Raw genomic sequence first — 20607 nt, forward strand, 5'->3', positions numbered from 1 at the left:
AAGCGTTCTTGGCTTCTTTTCTATTTTTAAAATTTAGGGCGTGGATATAACCTTATATGACTGTCCACTTTTTAAAACAATAGCATATGAAAAGAGCCATCTCTAAAAAGGCAAAAACACCCTTCATGTGAAATTATGTGATGACTGTGTTAGTTCGTGGATATGATAGATTTATTAGTATTTCTGAGTATAATAAATATTACAAGCATTAATTGCAAAATCTAACATTCATCGGTGAAAGGGTGGATCACTTATGGGATATTATGATCAAGACTATGAGCAAGCTCAAGGAAAGCAAAAAGGAAATCGAGGCGGTTGGTTTTTATCAGCACTTGTTGGGGCTATTCTGGGAGCATTGCTAGTTGTTATTGCAATTCCTACTTTAGTTAATTTAGATGTTTTACCGTATGATATAGCTATTAACGAGGAGCAAGCTGAGCAACTCGAAACAAATAACGGGACACCAATAAATGAGGGAACTAATAAAAATATTGCCGTCAATGTATCCTCACAAATAACGGATGCAGTTGATAAAGTATCAGACGCAGTTGTCGGTGTAGTGAATATTCAACAAGCCGGCTTTTGGAGTAACAACGAAGCTGGAGCACAAGAAGCAGGAACAGGATCAGGAGTTATTTATAAAAAAGATAACGGTAAAGCTTACGTTGTTACTAATCACCATGTCATCGAAGGTGCTAATGCAGTAGAAGTAAGCTTGGCTGACGGAACCCGCGTACCAGCAACCATACTTGGAAGTGATATTTGGACTGACTTAGCAGTTCTTGAAATTGATGGTGAACATGTTACAACGGTAGCCGAGTTTGGTGACTCTGATCAAATTAATCTAGGTGAGCCAGTCATTGCTATTGGAAATCCATTAGGCTTGGAGTTTTCTGGTTCAGTAACACAAGGGATCGTATCAGGTTTAAATCGTTCTGTACCAATGGACATTAATGGGGATGGTACGTATGATTGGAACTCTGAAGTTTTGCAAACAGATGCAGCAATTAACCCAGGTAATAGCGGTGGAGCATTAGTTAACATCGATGGTCAAGTCATAGGGATTAACTCAATGAAAATAGCTGAACAAGCAGTTGAAGGAATTGGCTTCTCAATTCCAAGTAATTATGCGCTACCAGTCATTCAGGACTTAGAGCAATACCAGGAAGTGCGGCGTCCTTATATGGGAGTAGGAGACTTGGTATCGTTAAATGAGATCTCAGATTACCATAAAAAACAAACACTTCATTTACCCGAAGATGTTACAGAAGGTGTCGTCATCCAGCGAGTAGAACCTAATTCTCCAGCAAGCCAAGCAGGCTTAGCAGAATTAGACGTCATTGTCGCAATGGATGGTGTACAAATTACAGATACAATTGAATTAAGAAAGTACTTGTATAATGAAAAAGCAATTGGCGACACGATGGATGTCACTATCTTCCGAGACGGTGAAGAACAAACAGTCACACTGAAGTTGATTGAAGAAATATTTTAGATATTAATAGGTAGAGGCTTCTCTTTAGTCAAATTCGTTTGGCAGAGAGAAGCCTCTTTTTGAAGTTGGACAATAACAGTAGCTATTTTGAGAGAAAGAGGGGATATTTCTTCAGTAAAAGCTTAAATTCCATAGAAAGAGTGCTGATTTGGACAAAAAAAGATGGTCATAGGAAATTAAGTTAATAATTAGAGTTATTATATATGTTGGTAGATTTTTCTTTACATAAAAGTATAATATACTATAGATATGGTTAAAAGCATGCAACATTCTTGAGAAAATTAACATTTTTAATGAAAAACAAACTGCGATCCTTGAAGGCAACAATGCAATGTTATGCAGTGTAATTATTGAACAAATACATTAGTTAACCTATTGTCCGATGAAAGGATGATTAATAAATGGGCTATTATGACGATGGTTATGTTCACATACAAAAAAGATACAAAAGGAAGAGAAAGAAAAAAGGTTGGTTGTTAACTGTATTTATAGGTGCAGTTGTCGGCACATTCATTGTCATTATGTTCATTCCTCTATTAGCAAAATTAGATGTCCTCCCTTATAAAATTGTATATGAACACGAAAAAATTCAATTACCAGAGGAAATTGATTCTGTCTCAGTTACAGCAGCCTCTAGTAGAAATATGTCAGTCAATGTGATTACACCTGTAACTGAAGCTGTAGAGAAAGTTTCAGAGGCAGTTGTCGGTGTCGTAAACATTCAAGAAGCAAGCTTTTGGTCAAGTAGAGGAACGGTCGAAGCTGGTACTGGTTCAGGTGTTATATATAAAAAAGACCGTGACATAGCATATATTGTGACAAATCACCATGTTGTTGAACAGGCTAATCGCGTTGAAGTCGTACTATATGATGGTACACGTGTAAATGCGGACATAGTCGGAACTGACGCATTAACAGATTTGGCTGTACTCAAAATTGATGCAAAGGATATAACGGTCATTGCCGAATTAGGTGACTCAGATCAGTTGAAAATTGGGGAAACCGTCATCGCAATAGGTAACCCATTAGGAATCCATCTATCAGGTTCCGTCACAAAAGGCATTATTTCTGGTACAAATCGGTTTATCCCAGTTGAAGTAGAATCAAAAGGCAGAATCATTGATTGGTTTGCTGAGGTTTTACAAACCGATGCTGCGATAAACCCAGGAAATAGTGGAGGCGCACTCGTAGATATGAATGGAAAGGTCATCGGCATAAATTCGATGAAAATTGCAAGGCATACTGTTGAAGGTATTGGCCTTTCGATCCCAATTAACTACGTACAACAAACAATTGAAAACTTAGAAGAGAATGGCGTGATTAGACGCCCTTATATGGGGGTAGAATTAACCTCTTTACAAGATATTAAGGTAGAGCATTTACAAAAAACATTAAAGCTACCAACAGAAGTGACTAAAGGTGTAGCTATCACTGGCGTTGAACGGTCTTCACCTGCTGACGAAGCCGGTTTGCAAGAGTTTGATGTCATTGTCGAACTTGACGGTGAGCAAATAAATGACCTAACAAGCTTAAGAAGGCACTTATATACGAAAAAGTCAGTAGGAGATACGATGGAAGTAACATTGTTTCGACAAGGATTTAAACAAACGATAACGATGAAGCTGTCTAAATATATTTTGCTGTAGGTAGATGTATAAACGGTAGGTCGAGAGGGTTTTATGAGTATTAGCTAATTTTCAGCCTTAGCGCCTATCTCTGAGAGGTCGATTCAACATTTTACCTGAAGGTAAAAAGCAGCTTTATGTGAAATGCCTTGAGTTCAAGTGCTTGTCGGTGGAGTCAGGATGATAAGATTGCGGTTTTAAGGTGGATGAGAAGTCGCTTATGCTTTTATGTGTGTGGATAAATATTTATGTCAATAATTACCCACAATAATATATGCTACAATGGATATCGGAAAAAGAATTGCCCACATGTGGATAAATATAAAGAGTCATTGTTTGGAGGAATGAGAACATGAAATGCTGTGATGAACATATAGATTTAGCCATTGATATGTATGTAGATGAACATGAAATTGCACCAGAAATAAATATGCTAAATGAAGAAGAAAAGTTGTCAACATGCTGTGAATTTTGTCGAAATCAAGCAACATATATTGTAGGGAACTAATATTCTCATACAAGATGTGGATAGAAAATGTGTATATGTGGATAACCACTGTGGATAACTTGTAAGTAAACTGTTTATAAAGCGGGGATAAATGTGAATATCTCAATTATTTCAATTGGAAAACTAAAAGAAAAATACTTAAAGCAAGGCATACAAGAGTACTTAAAACGCCTCACACCTTATGCAAAGGTGAATATCATCGAGCTCCCAGACGAAAAAGCACCCGAAGCCTTAAGCGGGCAACAAATGGAACAAATCAAACAAAAGGAAGGCGAGCGCATACTCGCAAAAATATCAGAAGACACCCACGTCATCGCCCTTGCCATCGAAGGCAAAATGAAAACATCCGAACAGCTCGCAAAAGACCTCGATCATTTGGCAACGTACGGAAAAAGCAAAGTTGCTTTTGTGATTGGTGGGTCGCTAGGACTAAGTAATGAAGTAATGCAGAGGTCGAACGAATCGTTGTCATTTTCTAAGATGACGTTTCCTCATCAGTTGATGAGATTGATTTTGTTGGAACAGGTTTATCGGGCGTTTCGGATTAATAGGGGGGAACCGTACCATAAATAGAGGCAAAAAAATCTGAAGATAAGGTGATATTTTATCTTTTGAATCAGGGTTTGAAGGGCAATCTACTTCAGAATTATCTGATTCAAGATACAGGATGTGGATAAGTGTAAATGTCCTTGACAGGTTTACTTCTGAAAAGTCAAAATCAAGTTCTATTTTATCTACAGTTCGAGAAGGACCGTCGGACTGTTTGATTGTAATCTTATTTAGCAAAAGCTGAAACAGTTGTTTTTTCTTTTCTCTCGAGGACTGTGGAAATACTTGTACATACATTTCTAATAAATACCTAACCAAGTCTGGTGGAATACTTTTTGAGTCTGATGAACTTAGTTGAACGCTAAGTTCATTTTTCTTTTGTTCCAAGTCAGTCTTCGATATAGATAACTTCTGTAACCTTTCCTGTAAGATGGAGATTGGGAAGAGGTTTTGCTCAAAAGCTTCCATATATTTATCTTGCATGACATTGGCTTTTTTAAGTTCCGTTTCAGTATTTTCTAATTGTTCCTTTAGTTCAACATTTAATTGAACCGTGTCCTTATTGATATTTTCTATGGTTTTATTAAAACCAGATGGATCGTTTAGGAATTCCATTATTCGTTTAATAATAGCATCTTCTGCATCGTATGCTTTAATTGAATTGGCTTTACAAGCAGCTGATCCTTTGTTGTGGAATTCGCCGCAGACATAATAGCGATGTTTTCTTTTAGTTCCATCTTTTCGAGTATAAGTAGTGATGGATGGAACCATACCTTGGTCGCAGGTAGGACATCGAAGAATGCTACTTAAAAGGAACGGCTCGTTGGATTGTCGCTGCTTAAAAGACTTAATCTTTCTACGGGCATGCACGATATTCCAAAGTTCGTCCGAGATAATAGCTTTGTGTTTCCCATTAACTAAAATGGGGTTCGTATTTTTTCCACGTCTTCTCTTTTTATCCCAGTTCTCAACTTGTAACCAGCGGATTTTACCATTGTAGATAGGATTATCTAATATGGTAGCAATGCTATTTATTGAGAAGTGTTTACTGCGTTTAGTCCGATAGCCTGTTTTGTTTAAATGATTAGCTATAGCCTTAAGACCCTTACCTTCTATATATAAGGTAAATATAAGTTGAACAATTTCTGCTTCAATGGGGTTAACAATAAGCTCTTTTTCTATAGAATCATAACCGAAAACCACACCACCATTCCAGCTCCCTTCTTTAGCTCGTTGAGTCATGCCCAGCTTGACGTTCTCCGAGAGAGTATTTCTTTCCATTTCTGCAATAGATGCCATCAGTTGGACGACAAGACGACCAATGGGACTCCCAGTATCAAAATTTTCTGAGTAGGAAATAAACTTTACATCAAACTCTTCAAATTTATCTAGTAGCACAAGAGTATCTAACATATTTCTTGAAAGACGTGATATTTTCCATACCAGTACAGCTTGGAATTTGTCCTTCTCCACATCCAATATCATTCTTTGCATTGCTGGTCGGCCTTTAATATCTTTACCACTAATGCCCTCATCGACGTATTCTTCAGCGATCTGCCAGTCGTAAAGATGAACATATTGCCGTAAGGTTTGCAATTGAGCTGAGATGCTGTAGCCTTCACTTGCTTGCTCTTCGGTGCTGACACGACAGTATATTGCCACATTTTTTATTTCAATCATTTAGAACCTCCTTTAACTTTTATATCAGTATTGGTATTAAAGGAGATGAAAAATACCTTATTGGGCAAGGGTTAATTAAATTGATGGTAGGATTGCATTGCATAGTAGACCATTACTACGTAACAAATAATTTCATTTGTGAAATTATATATTTAAAGATAAGAAATTTTATTCATTTGATTATTTCGCAAACGGGCCATTTAATTGAATAAGGGATTGTCTATATATAACATTTGAAATAATTGGGATTAAGAGCAGATTAGCACAAGAAAGGCTATTAATAGGGATAGAAGAGAAAAAAAAGAGCGAGCAAAAATGTGGATGAAAACAACGAGAAAAAATTTTACTGAATGGGAAATAAAGTATTTAAATCAACCTATATCATTTGATGATGTGTGGGAGTTAGGTAAAGAAGAATATAGATTCAATACACAAGATTTAATAGGTATATATGTATTTCATAACATTAAAACTAATCGATTTTATGTAGGAAACTCAGATTATATTTTTGCTGGGTTAAAATCCCATGCTTCCTCTATGAAATCAGGAAAACATAATTATTCAGAAATAAATGAGGATTTTAAGAAATATGGGAAGAATAGCTTTGTATTTAAAATATTAACGTATTGTAGTATCTCACAATTACGCAAGTTTAAAAAAAGTTGGCTAAGAAAAAAATAATGTAATTGTGGCTTAATTAAGTTAGTACTGACTATGATAGAGAAACAGGAAAGCTTGAGTTTTCAGGAAAAGAATTCATTCCCGATTTTATTATTCCTAAATTAAGATTATGTATTGAAGTCATGCTAATACGTGAGGGGAAAAAATCAAAATTTATTGAAGAAATAAGTGCAGATATTTCGTGTGCCCCTTTGTGACCGTCATATTAAAATGAAAAAGTTTACTCATATATGTGAAACACTTTTCTGGGAACAGCATTATTTATAAATTTCGGTAGAACATCAAGCACAACAATAAGGCCATCTGAACCTTGAAGTATGAGAACTTGTTGACTTATTCATTTTAAAGATAAATATTCTATAGAAAAAATAATTGTTTCAAGTTTAGATTTACTTTAAATGATATTAAATACCAAAGTGAAAATACAACAGAAGATAAAAGAGAAAAAGAAAAAATAGGGAAAGGTGACTAGGTTAATAGACCTTGAAAATACAAAGTTCAGAGTGTTTGTGAAGGACTTCGGTCTTAAATAGCGCTCCATCTTGTATCCATTTTATAAATGGTCAAACAGCAGGATTAAGATGGAGTTTATTATGGAGTTTATTAAAAAATATAACACTTAATGGAATAAGAAACCAAATAATATTTGTTTAGAAACATTTTTATTAAAGGATAGGCTTATCTTTTTATGTTAATATTAAATTGTAGAAAATGAAAATAAACTTGTATCTTTACTACTCAAAGAGTATTGATTTGTTTGTGTATGTTAAATCCTTCAAGGATAAAGAGCTTTTTTTATTCTAGAAAAGTTTGACAGGTGACATAAATGTATAATGGAAAAAAATTACTTGAAAATTTCGTAACATTTGATTTGTCTAAGGGAGATGAAGTTAGGAAATCATACACAAGCCTAAGGAAACTTAAATACTGTATTAATTGTGTAAAAGGTTGTATATATTAAAACTGATGATTTAGATTACCTATGCTTATTGAAAATTAATCATAGTGAGACTATAGGTTAAAATAAAATTATAATATAATAAGCGTATTCAACCAAATTAAAAACCAGTTATTATAAGGTTTACATTGCTTTGTTGATATAACTTAGGAAGATACATAAATACTCTAGCTGTTAAGAAAACAGAGAGTTAGTTAGAGATTTTTATAGCAAGTCAATAAAGAAAATTATAACCGGTTATTAAATGAATGGGAGCTTATTTTGAGTTGCAGTGTTATAAAGTTAGTGGTTGGTACTAATTAATTTTCGGATTATTTTTACAACTTAGCGCGATGATAGCAGCTAAGTTGTAACGCTTCTGTTAAGAGAAAATTGGTATAAAAGACTTTCAATATCCTTTCAATCTTCTCCTATACATGTATAACTTTAGATGTTTTTCTAGAATTCTATCCAAAAAAATCTTGCAACTAAACTGCTAATACTAATTTACTATTATATATGAGAGAGGATCTTTATATGACAATTTCGAGCAATAGGTTACCTGTTAAAGATACATGGGATTTATCTGAGGTTTTTCACTCTGTGTCTGATTGGAAAGGTAATTATATATTAATTGAAGAAATGTTAATAGAGCTTAAACAATTTGAAGGTAAAATTGTTAATGGGAAAATGTTATATCAATACCTCTTTAAAAAAGAAGAGATATTTTCTCGTTTAGAAAAGGTGTATATTTATGCATATCTTCTAGCTGATTTAGACATAAGAGATTCTACTGCGCAATCTTTGCTTGATCAAGCTAAGCAATTAATTATGAAATTTGATACTGCTAATACATTCTTTAAGCCATACCTATTAAGTCTAGAAGAGAAAACGTTAAAAACCTTTCTTAATGAAGAGACAAAGTTAAATTATTTTAAAGATGATTTATTAGAATCTTATCGGTATAGAGATCACGTTCTAAGTAAAGGTGAAGAAGATATTCTATCTCATTTGAGTGATGTACTTTCTACTCCTAAAGATACCTTTAGGATGCTTAATTATGCTGACATTAAGTTTGGAGAAGTAACCAATCGTAATGGGATTAAGATAGAGGTTTCACATGGGAATTTCTCAAAGTTAATTATGGACAATTGTAGAGAAACAAGAAAAGAAGCTTATAAAGTATATTATAAGCCGTATCTTCAATTGAAAAATTCATTTGCTTCTACACTATCAGGAGTTATTAAGAACAATGTAATGATATCGAAAGTTCGAAATTTTCCATCAAGTTTAGAGAAAGGGTTGTATGATGATAAGATACCTATTCAAGTATTCCAAAATCTTATATCAAAAACAAAAGAAAACTTGTCTGCCCTTCATCAATACACAAATATTCGGAAGGAAATCCTAGGTCTCAATGAAATTCGACCATATGATTTAAGCGTTTCCTTGACAGAAGAGGTTAATAAAGAGGTTCCTTATAATGAAGCGTATGATTTAATGGCAGAAGCCTTATCACCACTTGGAGATGAATATATTGGTATATTAAAAGGTTTTAAAAAGGGTGGATATATTGATGTTTATGAGAGAACTGGGAAACGTTCAGGTGCATATACTATTGGTTTATACGGCTTTAACCCTTATGTATTACTAAATTACAAATCAGATTTAGCTAGTCTTTTTACTCTAACTCATGAAATGGGTCATGCTATGCACATTCACTATTCAAATAATTCACAACCACGCATCAAAGCCAAACATTCCAATTTTGTATCAGAAGTAGCTTCTACGGTAAATGAGGTGTTGTTAAGTGATTATCTTTTGAAGAATACTGTTGACCGTAGAGTGAGAAAATACTTGCTAAATCAAATCATTGATAGGTTTAGAGGAACTTTCTTTATACAAGTGATGCTATCTGAATTTGAAAAGATCACACATGAACTTTGGGAACAAGGAAACGCATTAAATGAAGAGGTATTTAATAATTTATATGAATCATTATTTATTCAGTATTTTGGTGATTTGGTGGAAGTAGATGATACAGTAAAAATTGGATGGGCTAAATTTCATCACCTATATCACCCTTTTTATGTGTATAAATATGCTACAGGTTTTGCATCGGCTATTCATTTAGCAGGTCAAATTCAGGATAACAATCAAGAATTGATACAATCCTATCTTGGGTTCCTCAAAAGTGGGTGTAGCGACAGTCCTCTAAATCTACTAATGAGAACTGGTGTTGATTTGACGACACAGGAACCGTTTGAAAATACTTTGAAACGGTTTGATCAACTAATAAAAGAGTTTTCAACTATATAACGCTATTTACATTTAATAATTAAGTGAAAATTTACATAATAAGACCTAGTTTTGTGACCATCAATTAAAATATCACAGTTTTTTCTATGTTATATTAAATGCTATACTGGAAATTAGATCCTATCTAATATTATTTGACATGGAGCTACTACGGACAAGACTACTTAAAAACACAGCTCTAACAGTTATTAGCATTTCATATTGACCTCATCTTTAACTATTAATTAAAAGAAACTGTCCCTGTCAAGTAGACAGTAGAGATAATTATTGTTATCCAAGTGGCTTTGGCTCTATTTCCTTAGGGCAAAGGCCGCTTAGTAGTTTTTGATATCTATCGTTATAAAAATTGATGTATTTATCTTTATCTGCTCTTATGTTTTAGCTGTTTCATGAAAGTAGCGATGTGGATGCAGCTACTCTCAATAAATTGTGTTCTAATGCTGCAACGAGACCACGTAAGAAAAACCTAAGAAACTATCGATTGTTTGTTTTTATGTGACCTAACGTGCTTTCTACTTAAACCTTCCGTATTGTATTCTCACACTAAAGGGCTGTTCTCACTTTGTTTGTACATCTTAAATGCTGTCTTGTATTGGGCAACCTGTACAGTCTTCAAATTCGTAAAGTTTTAAAACTTATTTTACCCCCTCTGTAGATCCAATTCTTTGTGTTCTTGATATTGCTTTTGTGTTAGCACGTTTGGTGCGTATGTACCTTAAGGAATGTGAATATCAATGTTCCAATAAAAATAAAATTAACTTAACAACTTGTTTATAGGTAAGAAAGCGATAATTTAACTATCGGAGTCCCCTTTTTATGGTAATAAATATTGCTAAATTTTTTGATTTTCAATTTTAAGTACTTTTCGGAAAAACTCTTCTCACACTTATGTGTTCTTCATACAGGTCCTATTAGTATGTTATAAATAAACTGGTCAACATATGATGTACTTTGTATCATCTCCACGAAATCTATTCTTCTTTTAAAAAATTTTGAGGTATATTTGAACCGTTCCCCAGTTGATAATTTAGTTGCTGGGGGACTTTGAACCCACTCTATAAACAAATTTACCAGATGGGATATTAATCTGTATTTGATTATAATAATTGCAATAAACTTAAGCTCTTTTTGGCTTAACAACTAAGGTTGTGAATTCTGTGTCCTGTTTTGGGAATATAAAAAATTATTAAATCGATTTTACTATTTGGAATATACAGAAATATTATATTTACAAAAAAAAAATAATAGTTTAATATATTAAAAGTTATAAAAGTAATAATAAGGAGGATTTTACAAATGAAAGTAAATCACTTGATTTATGAATTACCAAAGCCGTTTGTCCCACCAATACTTTAATTGTCAAAAGTAGGCCTGGAGATCTAAAAGCCTTCAGCCTGGTGTATAAACTCCTCCTTATGCTAACATTTTGGTTTACTAATCAAAATACTAGCATAAGGAGGAGTTTTTATTTAAAGACCAAATCAATCTATAAACACTAAATGGAATTATAATTATCATATTTACCCCAAAATATAGAAGACAAATTACTTATAGATAAATAAAAAAGATATTGGAATTCTTTTTTGCCCTTTGTGTGAAAATAATTGAGGTATCAGCATCAAATAAAAGGTGTGTAGATAATTTGTCAACAACTGTTTAAAAAATATAAAGGAAAACTTTCAATTGACTATGTATTGTTGATTTCTTATTATTGTTTCACATCAGACAAGTATGCTTCTTTGTTTGGTTGGGTGAGAGATTTTTGCTAAATTAAAGGACTGTTACCCTTGTCTTTTATTTTTATTATTATTGGAAGATATTCAAAATAATACTCTTTAATGGAGAATAATTTGGTTAGTATATTTAATAAAAAAATTTAAACTTAAGTGTTTTTAGTTTTAAATTTAATAACCAAAACAGGGATTTAATAACATTAATTGTTATTAAATCCCTGTTTTGGTTTAAAAAAACTAAATAAAAACATCGGTTTATAATTTACTAATTTTATAAAATAGTTAGATTTTATAAAATAAATTAAATATAACAATATATATGAATAATATTTATTATTCAAATATTCTATTTACAAATAATAATATCTAGTTTATTATAATTAACGTAATTAAATCCATTATAGGAGGTATTATCCATGGAATTTTTTAGTTTAAACTATGAAGTATCACAACCATCATTTTTTCCATCAGTACAACCTGTATAAAAAAATGATAGAGAAAACAGAATAGAAATATGTTAGTTATCAGAATTTATTAAGTAATCTATTCAAAAAAGATTAAACAAGGGGGCAACCAAGATGATCAGCGTAAACTATGAAGTATCACAACCATCATTTTTTCCATCAGTACAACCTGTATAAAAATGATAGAGAAAACAAAATAGAAGTATATTAGTTGTCAAAATGTATTAAGTAATCTATACAAAAAAGATTAAACAAGGGGGCAGCCAAGATGATCAGTGTAAACTATGAAGTATCACAACCATCATTTTTTCCATCAGTACAACCTGTATAAAATGATAGAGAAAGCAAAATAAAAGTATATTAGTTGTCAAAATGTATTAAGTAATCTATACAAAAAAGGATAAACAAGGGGGCAGCCAAAATGATCAGTGTAAATTATGAAGTATCACAACCATCATTTTTTCCATCAGTACAACCTGTATAAAATGATAGAGAAAGCAAAATAAAAGTATATTAGTTGTCAAAATGTATTAAGTAATCTATAAAAAAAAGTTAAACAAGGGGGGCAACCAAAATGATTAGCGTAAACTATGAAGTATCACAACCATCATTTTTTCCATCAGTACAACCTGTATAAAATGATAGAGAAAACAAAATAGAAGTATATTAGTTGTCAAAATGTATTAAATAATCTATACAAAAAGGTTAAACAAGGGGGCAACCAAGATGATTAGCGTAAACTATGAAGTATCACAACCATCATTTTTTCCATCAGTACAACCTGTATAAAAATGATAGAGAAAATAACATAGAACTGCATTAGTTATCAGAATTTATTAAGTATTCAAGCTGTAATATAAATTACTAGTTCTAATTTAAGATCATACGATGGGGTAAATATAATGGTCGGTGTAAACTATGAAGTATTACAACCATTATTTTCCTCATCTGTATATAATCATATTTTAAAAAATATAACCCATAAAATTATAAGTATTTAAAATAGATACTGATATAACTTAGAAATTTTTTCTGTTTTAGAAAGAAGGTAAATCTAGTGGCAGTCCGATATCTAATAAATACAAATAAAATAAATCTAGTAAACGACTTTTATAAAACACTAGGTTTTGATATAAAATCCTTAAATTCAAATAATAATTTAATATCATATCCAGATTCATTTTCTATATTAGTTAGTAAATTTGCTAATGATAAATTAAATGTACTTGATGATTTTTATATGGAAATATTTCCGAATAAAAACACAATATATATATATACAAGTAAATTAACAGGGTTGCAAGAAATTCTTCTTGGCAATAGTTTTAGTCATAACTATGTCGAAAATTATTTTAATAGTAGAATTGAATTAACTGATCCATTGGGGAATAATCTCATTTTTATTGAGCAAAAACATTTATCCAACGATAGGATAGTAGACCTATATAAAGAAAGCTTAGATAAATTTATAAATATAATAAATCAGTTAGAGCCTGGAATTTTAGATTACACTTCTCCTAGAAGCAAATGGAATATTAACACTATTGTCAACCATTTAATTGAGGTAGACGTTAACAATTCATTAGCTATAAAATACATCCTTGCTGAGCCAGGTAGAAATTTTGAAATGAATATCTATGATTGCGATATATGGGTTGACAGTTTGAATTATAATTCTTTTCCATATATGCTTTCCAAAGATCTTTTTCTTGCAAATAGGTATCATTTATTAGAGTTACTGGAAAACAAAAAATATCCATTAGATACATATATCTTAAATAGAGAAAGAAGAGTATATTTAAAAAATCTAATGAAGGGTGTAGCTTCTCATACTTTTGAGCATTTAGATGAAATAGAAGAAATATTAAAAAACGTGAACAAGGAAATGAACTCTATTTAACAATATATATTTTCTTGATTAGGAATTTAATTATTAACTATATCCATTATATTAGATAGAAGGAATGGTGTGAAAATTATGTACATGTTATTAAATAACAATGCTTTTATAGAAGCAACTTTACAACTATCAAAATCAGATGTTCTAGAAAGTAATTGGACTAAAGGTGTAGTTTATTCATTTGAAAGTCATAATTTTGATCAATTACCTTATTATCAAAGTCAAATTTTTGAACCCTCTATAATTTTTGAAGTGTCTAGGTTCACAAATAATTCAAAGCAAGAAATTAATAATCTTGAATATGAATTATCTGGAAATATAAAAATACTAAAATGGTTAATAGATAATATTAAGTATGTAACACCTGTTCAAAAACTTAACCTATCTTATTCATTATCATCAATAGCAAGATATGAATTAGCGAACAAAGCACTAAAATCAATAAATCCTAGTCAACTGTTGAATCATGAAAAAATCTTTTATTATTTCCAAAAATTTATTTTATCAAATAGAACTGATCCGAATAAAAAATGTGAAGAAGAATTCACGAACATAAAAGAACTACTTGAAAATAACAATTATTCACTAAAGACACAGTTGTTTCTTTCATCTCAAGCAATTGTATGGTATTTAAAAACGAACTTTATTTCGGAGAATTTATACCAGTGGTATGTAAATTTGGGTAGTAAAGCAGCTGATAGTCTCAAGGAGTCAACTGTTTCTGGTGATATCCATGCACTATCTACTTTCTATAGAGCTTATGCAATGATACCTGCAGAAACTGGGGATTCTCTAGAAACTAGAAAAGAAATGGAAAAATGTCTTTATTTTGCAAATAAATTAGAACCTAAAAGTGATTTCCAAAAAGTTGTTAGGTTAGATGTATTTAAGACTTATTATGAATCAACAATTAAAGAACATATGTATCTTACAAAAGACCTTGCAAAGGCTGAAGAAGCAGGATTGAAATTGATTTCACTTGATCCAAATTGGAGTATTTCATATCAAGAATTAGGAGATGTCTATATGCAAATGGGGGCTTTTGAAAAAGCACTAAATGAATATAGAAAGGCAAAGAAATTGATCCTTCCTCGATATGGCATTAGTTTATTTAAAGAAGCAAGTTGCTTAGAAAAAATGGGTGAATATGAAGAGGCTATTGATGTTTATAAAGAGTTATTGAAGTTTGATCCATATAATATTACTTCTGGAATAAATGGACTGAAGATAGCTAAGAAACTAAATTCATCTGTCGATTACTTTGAAGATACAATTAATAAATGGAAAGAAAATGATCTTGTTCCTGAACAAATGAAGGAGGTACTTGTATAATGAGCGTAACAGCACCTATAAATATTACAAAAATTGATCACATTCAAATGGATGTTGGTAATCTTGAAGAAAATATTGAATTTTATAGAAAAGTATTTAATTTTGAGATTAAGGAAATGGGTGTAAGAGCTACAACTCGATGGGCTATTATTGGTAATTCCGCAAAAATATACTTATGCATGCATGAAAACGAAGAAGCAACAGATAAACCAGTAGAAGGATTAAGAATTACTCACTTCGGTTTAATAGTAGAAGATTTTGATTCTGTAATTGATCGCTTAAAAGCTTTTAATGTTCCTTTATTTTATGATGATTTTGTAGAATATCATTCTTCTAGATCCGTATATTTTAAGGATCCAAATGGGTATAAAATTGAAATATCTGAATTTGTAGGAGGTAACATTGAATAGAACAGTTAATGAATCAATATTGTCAAATGAGGTTTTAACTAAGAATCTGGTAAAGAGAGTTATTCCTATAATAGCATATAGTCTCGTGCTTTTTTCTTTTACATTAGTAGACAGTTTAATGATTTCTGTACTCGGTGAAGAGTACCTGGGTTCTGTGGGTCAAGGAGGGACATTTTTTACAGTAGTTACAATATTATTTACAGGTATATTGTCAATGTATACTCCAATGGCTTCAAGATTAAATGACAGTCAGCTTAATTTAGGTAAGGGGATTTCATACTTTTGGATGACTTCCCTGTTATCTATTGTATTTGGTTTAATTGTAATTAGTATACTATCTTTTACAAAACAATTTTTTTACATCACTGGTCAAACACAAGAGGTTACACAAATCGCTTCGGATTATATTAATTTTCTTAAATGGTCTTCGATACCTACTTTATTATTCTCTTGTTTAATAAATACAGCAAATATTTACAATATATCAAAAATTGTGGTTGTTACTGTTTTATTTGGCAATATTTTTAACGTAATATTAAATTGGGTACTTATTTATGGTATCTATGTATTCCCTGAATTAGGAGTTAACGGAGTGGCAATTTCTACTCTAGTGTCCAAAATTATAATGGTAATAATCTTATTTATAGGAATTAATATTGTACTTCCTAAAGAAAAAAAATTAACAAATTTGAAGAAAATTACTTTTGACTTACCATTTTTAAAAGTATTATTACAAAAGGGGTTTCCAAAGGGATTGAACTGGTTAAATGATTGGATGACTTCCTTTATATTGCTCCTAATGATTGGTTGGGGAGGAGCTCAAGTTTTAGCTTCAAATGAAGCAAGTAGTTTTCTCTTCTCATTGCTCTGTATGATCCCACAGGCTTTTTGTGTTTCAATTTCTGTACTTATCTCTAAATTTATTGGAGAGAATAAAAGTAAAGAATATATAAAAAATAATTTTAAAAATATTATTAAAGTAATGTTCGCAAGTAGCTTATTAATAAGTGTCATAGTCTTAATATCCTTTAACACATTCTTTAATTTATATAATTTATCTCAAGATGCAAAAGAATTAGCTACAACTATAATTTATATTAAATTAACCTTTTTCTTCTTCTATAATTTACAATGGTCTATGACATCATTATTAGATTCTTTTCTTGATACTAAGATATCTTCTATTATCTCTATATCAGTTACATACATCTTTGTTATTCCAATGAGTTATGCTGCAGTAAAAATGGGATATGGATCTGTGGGTGTTTGGGTTGTAGATGGTATTGGTATATTGGTTATCTCAGTTTTATTATATTTTCGTGCTAGGACTTTCCTTGTTGAGGATTTAAGGCAAGAATTGAAATCAATTGTTTAAATGGAGTAGATAATGAGAAAATATATTGAATTACTTAAAAATACACAATATAAAAATAACCAAAAAGATAGACAGTTAATTTCCGATACGTGGAGTGGTTCTTCTGTTGATTACAAGAAAAAACCTCATGTAGTAGCAAAAATGTCATATGACACCCATCTTTGGAGTATACCTGCTCTATTATCAGGCAAAAATGTAATCTTCGGCTGTTGGGATGGAAAAATAAGATGTATTAATAAAGACACTTTAGATTTAGTATGGACTTTTAATACTGATGGTCCTGTATATAGCTCTCCTGTAGTGTTAAATGACAATTCATTTATTATCGGATCTGAGGATGGATTTTTAAGAAGAATTTCAGCAAATGGGTATTTAATTTGGGAATTTAAAGCTGGAGAAACCTTTCATCAGGTTCCTGCAATAGATACTATCTCAAAAAGGGTCTTTGCTGGAAATTATGATGGTATTTTATATGCTTTAAACTTAGATACAGGTGAACTTTTATGGAAAAAGAAATATGAGCATTTTTCAGATTGGGAAGCAATCTCTACTTCAATTAGTATTACTAGCAACAATGATATTGTATTTGGTAATGGGTATAATATATTTAGGCTAGATAAAGATGGAAATGAATTGTGGAATAATAGAGTCTACGGGTATTTAAAACCGGCACCAGCACTTTGTTATAAAAAAGATATAGGATTTTCTGGAACCACATCGGGATTAATATTTGGATTTAATTCTACTAGTGGAAAAATACTCTGGAAAATTGAGACTTTAGAAGAAGTCGGAGTATCAGGAGCTATTTCATATGACAATATAGGTTGTATATATTCATATAATGGAACAGTTTATGGCATTGACCTCACCAACGGTGAGATTTTATGGGAATATTTCCAAGGTAAACAGATTGAAGAACAATATACGTCAGTAACAGTACTACCAAACGGTGACTTTTTATTTGTAGGTGGACCTAGAAACACTTTGAAATCTTTAAATTATAAAGATGGTAAGGTTAACTGGGAAATTGAATTTGATAAGGGTGTTCATTCCTCACCGTTAATTACTATTCATTCAGAAATTTTTATCGGATCAAATAGTGGTTCTTTATACAAATTGGAATGGAAAAACAACTAAGTTAACTGTAGAAAACACTTTATCCTAATGCAAAGGATAGATTTATTACTATAAAAATAAAAGAGAGAGACTAGGGGAGTGTACGCTCACTCATACTATGACAGTTCTTGGACAATACAGGCTCAAAAGGATTATTTGTGAAGGGATTCAAAAAATAAACAAAAGACTATTTTGTTATGAATCTTCCAGTTTATTGGACTATCATAGCTATTCGACTTTATTCTAATTTTATATTGTTAAATCCCTCTAAAGAACAGCAATGTTATATGATGAAAAATTAGTACTCGTTCTAATGGGGATAATCAATGTACAGCAAAGCATTTAAATATTGTTTTCGGATTCTATGAAACCGTTGGCGGAAGGTATATGTCACCCTTTTCAAAGCCCTTAATTTGTAGTCTCCCATGGTTTAAGAAACCGAAAGGATTGAAAAGTTTGAATTTAGTAGAAACAGAGAAAAATCTTAAGACATTCGAATCATTAGAATCAGAGGTAAGAAGTTATATACGTTCGTTTCCTACTACATTTCAAAAAGCAGTAGGATATAAAATGTTTGATTGCAATTCTAATGAATATATTGATTTTTTTTCAGGTGCAGGAACATTAAATTATGGACATAATAATCCAAAATTAAAAGAAAAATTAATTGAATATATTGCAAGTGACAATATAGTACATAGTTTAGACATGGCAACGGTAGCCAAAGAAAAGTTTATTAAAAAATTTAATGATGTTATTTTAACACCTAGAAATTTTAATTATAAATTTATGTTCCCAGGTCCTACAGGAACAAACGCTGTAGAAAGCGCGATAAAAATAGCAAGAAAGGTTACAAAAAGAAAAAATATAATTTCATTCACTAATGCGTTCCATGGAATGACATTGGGGTCATTAGCTCTTAGTGGAAATGCCTATAAAAGAAAAGGAGCAGGAGTTCCTTTACATTACTCAGTTCTTATGCCTTATGACAATTACTTTGGTAAGCATATTAATACTATTGAGATTTTAGATAAATATCTAGAGGATAGTGGTAGTGGAGTCGACCTTCCAGCTGCAATCATATTTGAAACTGTACAAGGTGAAGGTGGTATTAATTCTGCAAGTTTTAAATGGATGAAAGAACTAGAATATATTTGCAAAAAATGGAATATATTATTAATTGTTGATGATATTCAAGTTGGATGTGGGAGAACAGGAACCTTTTTTAGCTTTGAAGATGCTCAAATTTATCCTGATATTGTATGTTTATCAAAATCTCTTAGTGGCCACGGATTACCTATGTCACTCACTTTATTAAAACCTGAATTTGATGTATGGGGTTCAGGAGAACATAATGGAACATTCAGGGGTAATAATTATGCTTTTGTTACTGCAACTGAAGCTTTATCTTATTGGGAAAAAGGAAATAACTTTAGTGAGTCTATAAAAATAAAATCTGATATACTTCAGAAAAAATTGTTAGATTTAGCTAGTAATTATTCTGTGATACATCCTGAAATTCGAGGAAGAGGAATGATAAAAGGAATTACTTTTGAAGATGGTGAATATGCTTCGAAAGTATGTAGTAATGCTTTTAAGATGGGTCTTCTTCTCGAAACCTCCGGTGCAAAAAACGATGTAATAAAAATACTACCTCCTCTTACCATTGATGAAGATGGTATAAATCAGGGGATAGAACTGCTTTCTGAGAGTATAAAAAGAAGTTCCGAATTATAGTTACCAACATTATTGTTAGTTCTATAAAAATGGAAAAATTAATTACTAACATTTATGTAAGTTGATTTTGTATATAAAGTTTCTCTATCTGTTACTAACATTATTGTCAATAAACAATGTCTGGATTGAAACATAAAAAAATTAATTGCAGAAAAACTATCTCAAGAAATTGGAATGCTCCTATGGGGAAAGTGTATACTCGAACAGTGAGGAATTCAGATAAAGATGTAACGGTCTTTCAAGGGAAATTATTTTATGAGAGATAGCAGAATCTCAGCGATTCTATGTAAAATACAAAAACAGATGATACTCAAAAATTTTGTATCATCTGTTTTTGTTTTTCCTGTATATTACTAAAGTAATTGTTGTTTGTGGTGCTTTTTTGTGGCTTTGAAACAAAGATGTACCGCTTATAAGAAAGATGTACGGTTTTTAAAAAAAGTTAAACCTTTTTACCCCTTTGGATATGCATTTTCAAAGGGTGTTTTTATGTTAAAAATAACATGATGGTATTTAACATTTGGGCATATTGTGGCATAACAAGTTTTTTTTATGAACTATTTAATAGATTCATAATTGTATGAATCATAATAATAAATTGGAACTTTTGTTATTTTACATAAGCTGAAATCTACTTTGCGGTATATCGTAGTTTAGCCCCCTTTGCCTTAAAAGCACGAATAACCCGAAACCTAGTGCATGTTTCGAGTTGAAGCTTATCTGTAAGTTTCTTAGGGATTTGCAAT

General features: G+C 31.3%; 13 protein-coding genes. 12 read left to right on the forward strand and 1 reads right to left on the reverse strand.

Annotation, left to right across the window (positions count from 1 at the left end; genetic code table 11):
* Positions 1–253: 253 nt before the first annotated feature.
* The 4 genes from JM172_RS13220 to rlmH all read left to right on the forward strand — a co-directional run bounded on the left by JM172_RS13220 (position 254) and on the right by rlmH (position 4201).
* Positions 254–1495, forward strand: a complete 1242-nt coding sequence (locus tag JM172_RS13220; protein ID WP_214482825.1) for a S1C family serine protease — start codon at positions 254–256, stop codon at positions 1493–1495.
* 401 nt (positions 1496–1896) lie between these two features.
* Positions 1897–3141, forward strand: a complete 1245-nt coding sequence (locus JM172_RS13225; RefSeq protein ID WP_214482826.1) for a S1C family serine protease — start codon at positions 1897–1899, stop codon at positions 3139–3141.
* Between the two features lie 331 nt (positions 3142–3472).
* On the forward strand, positions 3473–3628 hold the full coding sequence (locus JM172_RS13230) for a CxxH/CxxC protein (RefSeq protein ID WP_214482827.1): 156 nt from the start codon (positions 3473–3475) through the stop codon (positions 3626–3628).
* Between the two features lie 93 nt (positions 3629–3721).
* Positions 3722–4201 (forward strand): 23S rRNA (pseudouridine(1915)-N(3))-methyltransferase RlmH, encoded by a 480-nt coding sequence (rlmH, locus tag JM172_RS13235; protein WP_214482828.1) that lies wholly within the window; start codon positions 3722–3724, stop codon positions 4199–4201.
* Here rlmH and JM172_RS13240 read toward each other — a convergent pair.
* Entirely contained in the window at positions 4097–5857 is a 1761-nt protein-coding gene (locus JM172_RS13240) for a recombinase family protein (protein WP_214482829.1), read from the reverse strand. The two genes, rlmH and JM172_RS13240, sit on opposite strands and share 105 nt — an antisense overlap.
* A 321-nt stretch (positions 5858–6178) precedes the next feature.
* Between JM172_RS13240 and JM172_RS13245 the strand changes: the two genes are divergently transcribed.
* The 8 genes from JM172_RS13245 to ectB all read left to right on the forward strand — a co-directional run bounded on the left by JM172_RS13245 (position 6179) and on the right by ectB (position 19861).
* Positions 6179–6538 carry a GIY-YIG nuclease family protein gene (locus tag JM172_RS13245; protein ID WP_214482830.1) on the forward strand — a complete coding sequence of 120 codons (360 nt, stop codon included), beginning with the start codon at positions 6179–6181 and terminating at the stop codon, positions 6536–6538.
* Between the two features lie 1474 nt (positions 6539–8012).
* Positions 8013–9794 (forward strand): oligoendopeptidase F, encoded by a 1782-nt coding sequence (gene pepF, locus JM172_RS13250; protein ID WP_214482831.1) that lies wholly within the window; start codon positions 8013–8015, stop codon positions 9792–9794.
* Positions 9795–13048: 3254 nt separating this feature from the next.
* Positions 13049–13891: a hypothetical protein gene (locus tag JM172_RS13255; protein WP_214482832.1), complete on the forward strand. Its 843-nt coding sequence runs from the start codon at positions 13049–13051 to the stop codon at positions 13889–13891.
* Positions 13892–13969: 78 nt separating this feature from the next.
* Positions 13970–15223, forward strand: coding sequence for a tetratricopeptide repeat protein (locus tag JM172_RS13260; RefSeq protein ID WP_250886664.1), 1254 nt, complete (start codon positions 13970–13972; stop codon positions 15221–15223).
* Positions 15223–15633, forward strand: a complete 411-nt coding sequence (locus JM172_RS13265; protein WP_214482834.1) for a VOC family protein — start codon at positions 15223–15225, stop codon at positions 15631–15633. The genes JM172_RS13260 and JM172_RS13265 overlap by 1 nt, the downstream gene beginning before the upstream one ends.
* A complete protein-coding gene (locus JM172_RS13270; RefSeq protein ID WP_214482835.1) occupies positions 15626–17008 on the forward strand; it encodes an MATE family efflux transporter in 1383 nt (460 codons plus the stop codon). The genes JM172_RS13265 and JM172_RS13270 overlap by 8 nt, the downstream gene beginning before the upstream one ends.
* Before the next feature lie 12 nt (positions 17009–17020).
* Positions 17021–18145, forward strand: a complete 1125-nt coding sequence (locus tag JM172_RS13275) for an outer membrane protein assembly factor BamB (protein WP_214482836.1) — start codon at positions 17021–17023, stop codon at positions 18143–18145.
* A gap of 435 nt (positions 18146–18580) precedes the next feature.
* Positions 18581–19861, forward strand: a complete 1281-nt coding sequence (ectB, locus tag JM172_RS13280; RefSeq protein ID WP_250886658.1) for a diaminobutyrate--2-oxoglutarate transaminase — start codon at positions 18581–18583, stop codon at positions 19859–19861.
* Positions 19862–20607: the final 746 nt, after the last annotated feature.

It is taken from the genome of Bacillus sp. SM2101, from assembly GCF_018588585.1.
Taxonomy (GTDB): Bacteria; Bacillota; Bacilli; order Bacillales; family SM2101; genus Nanhaiella; species Nanhaiella sioensis.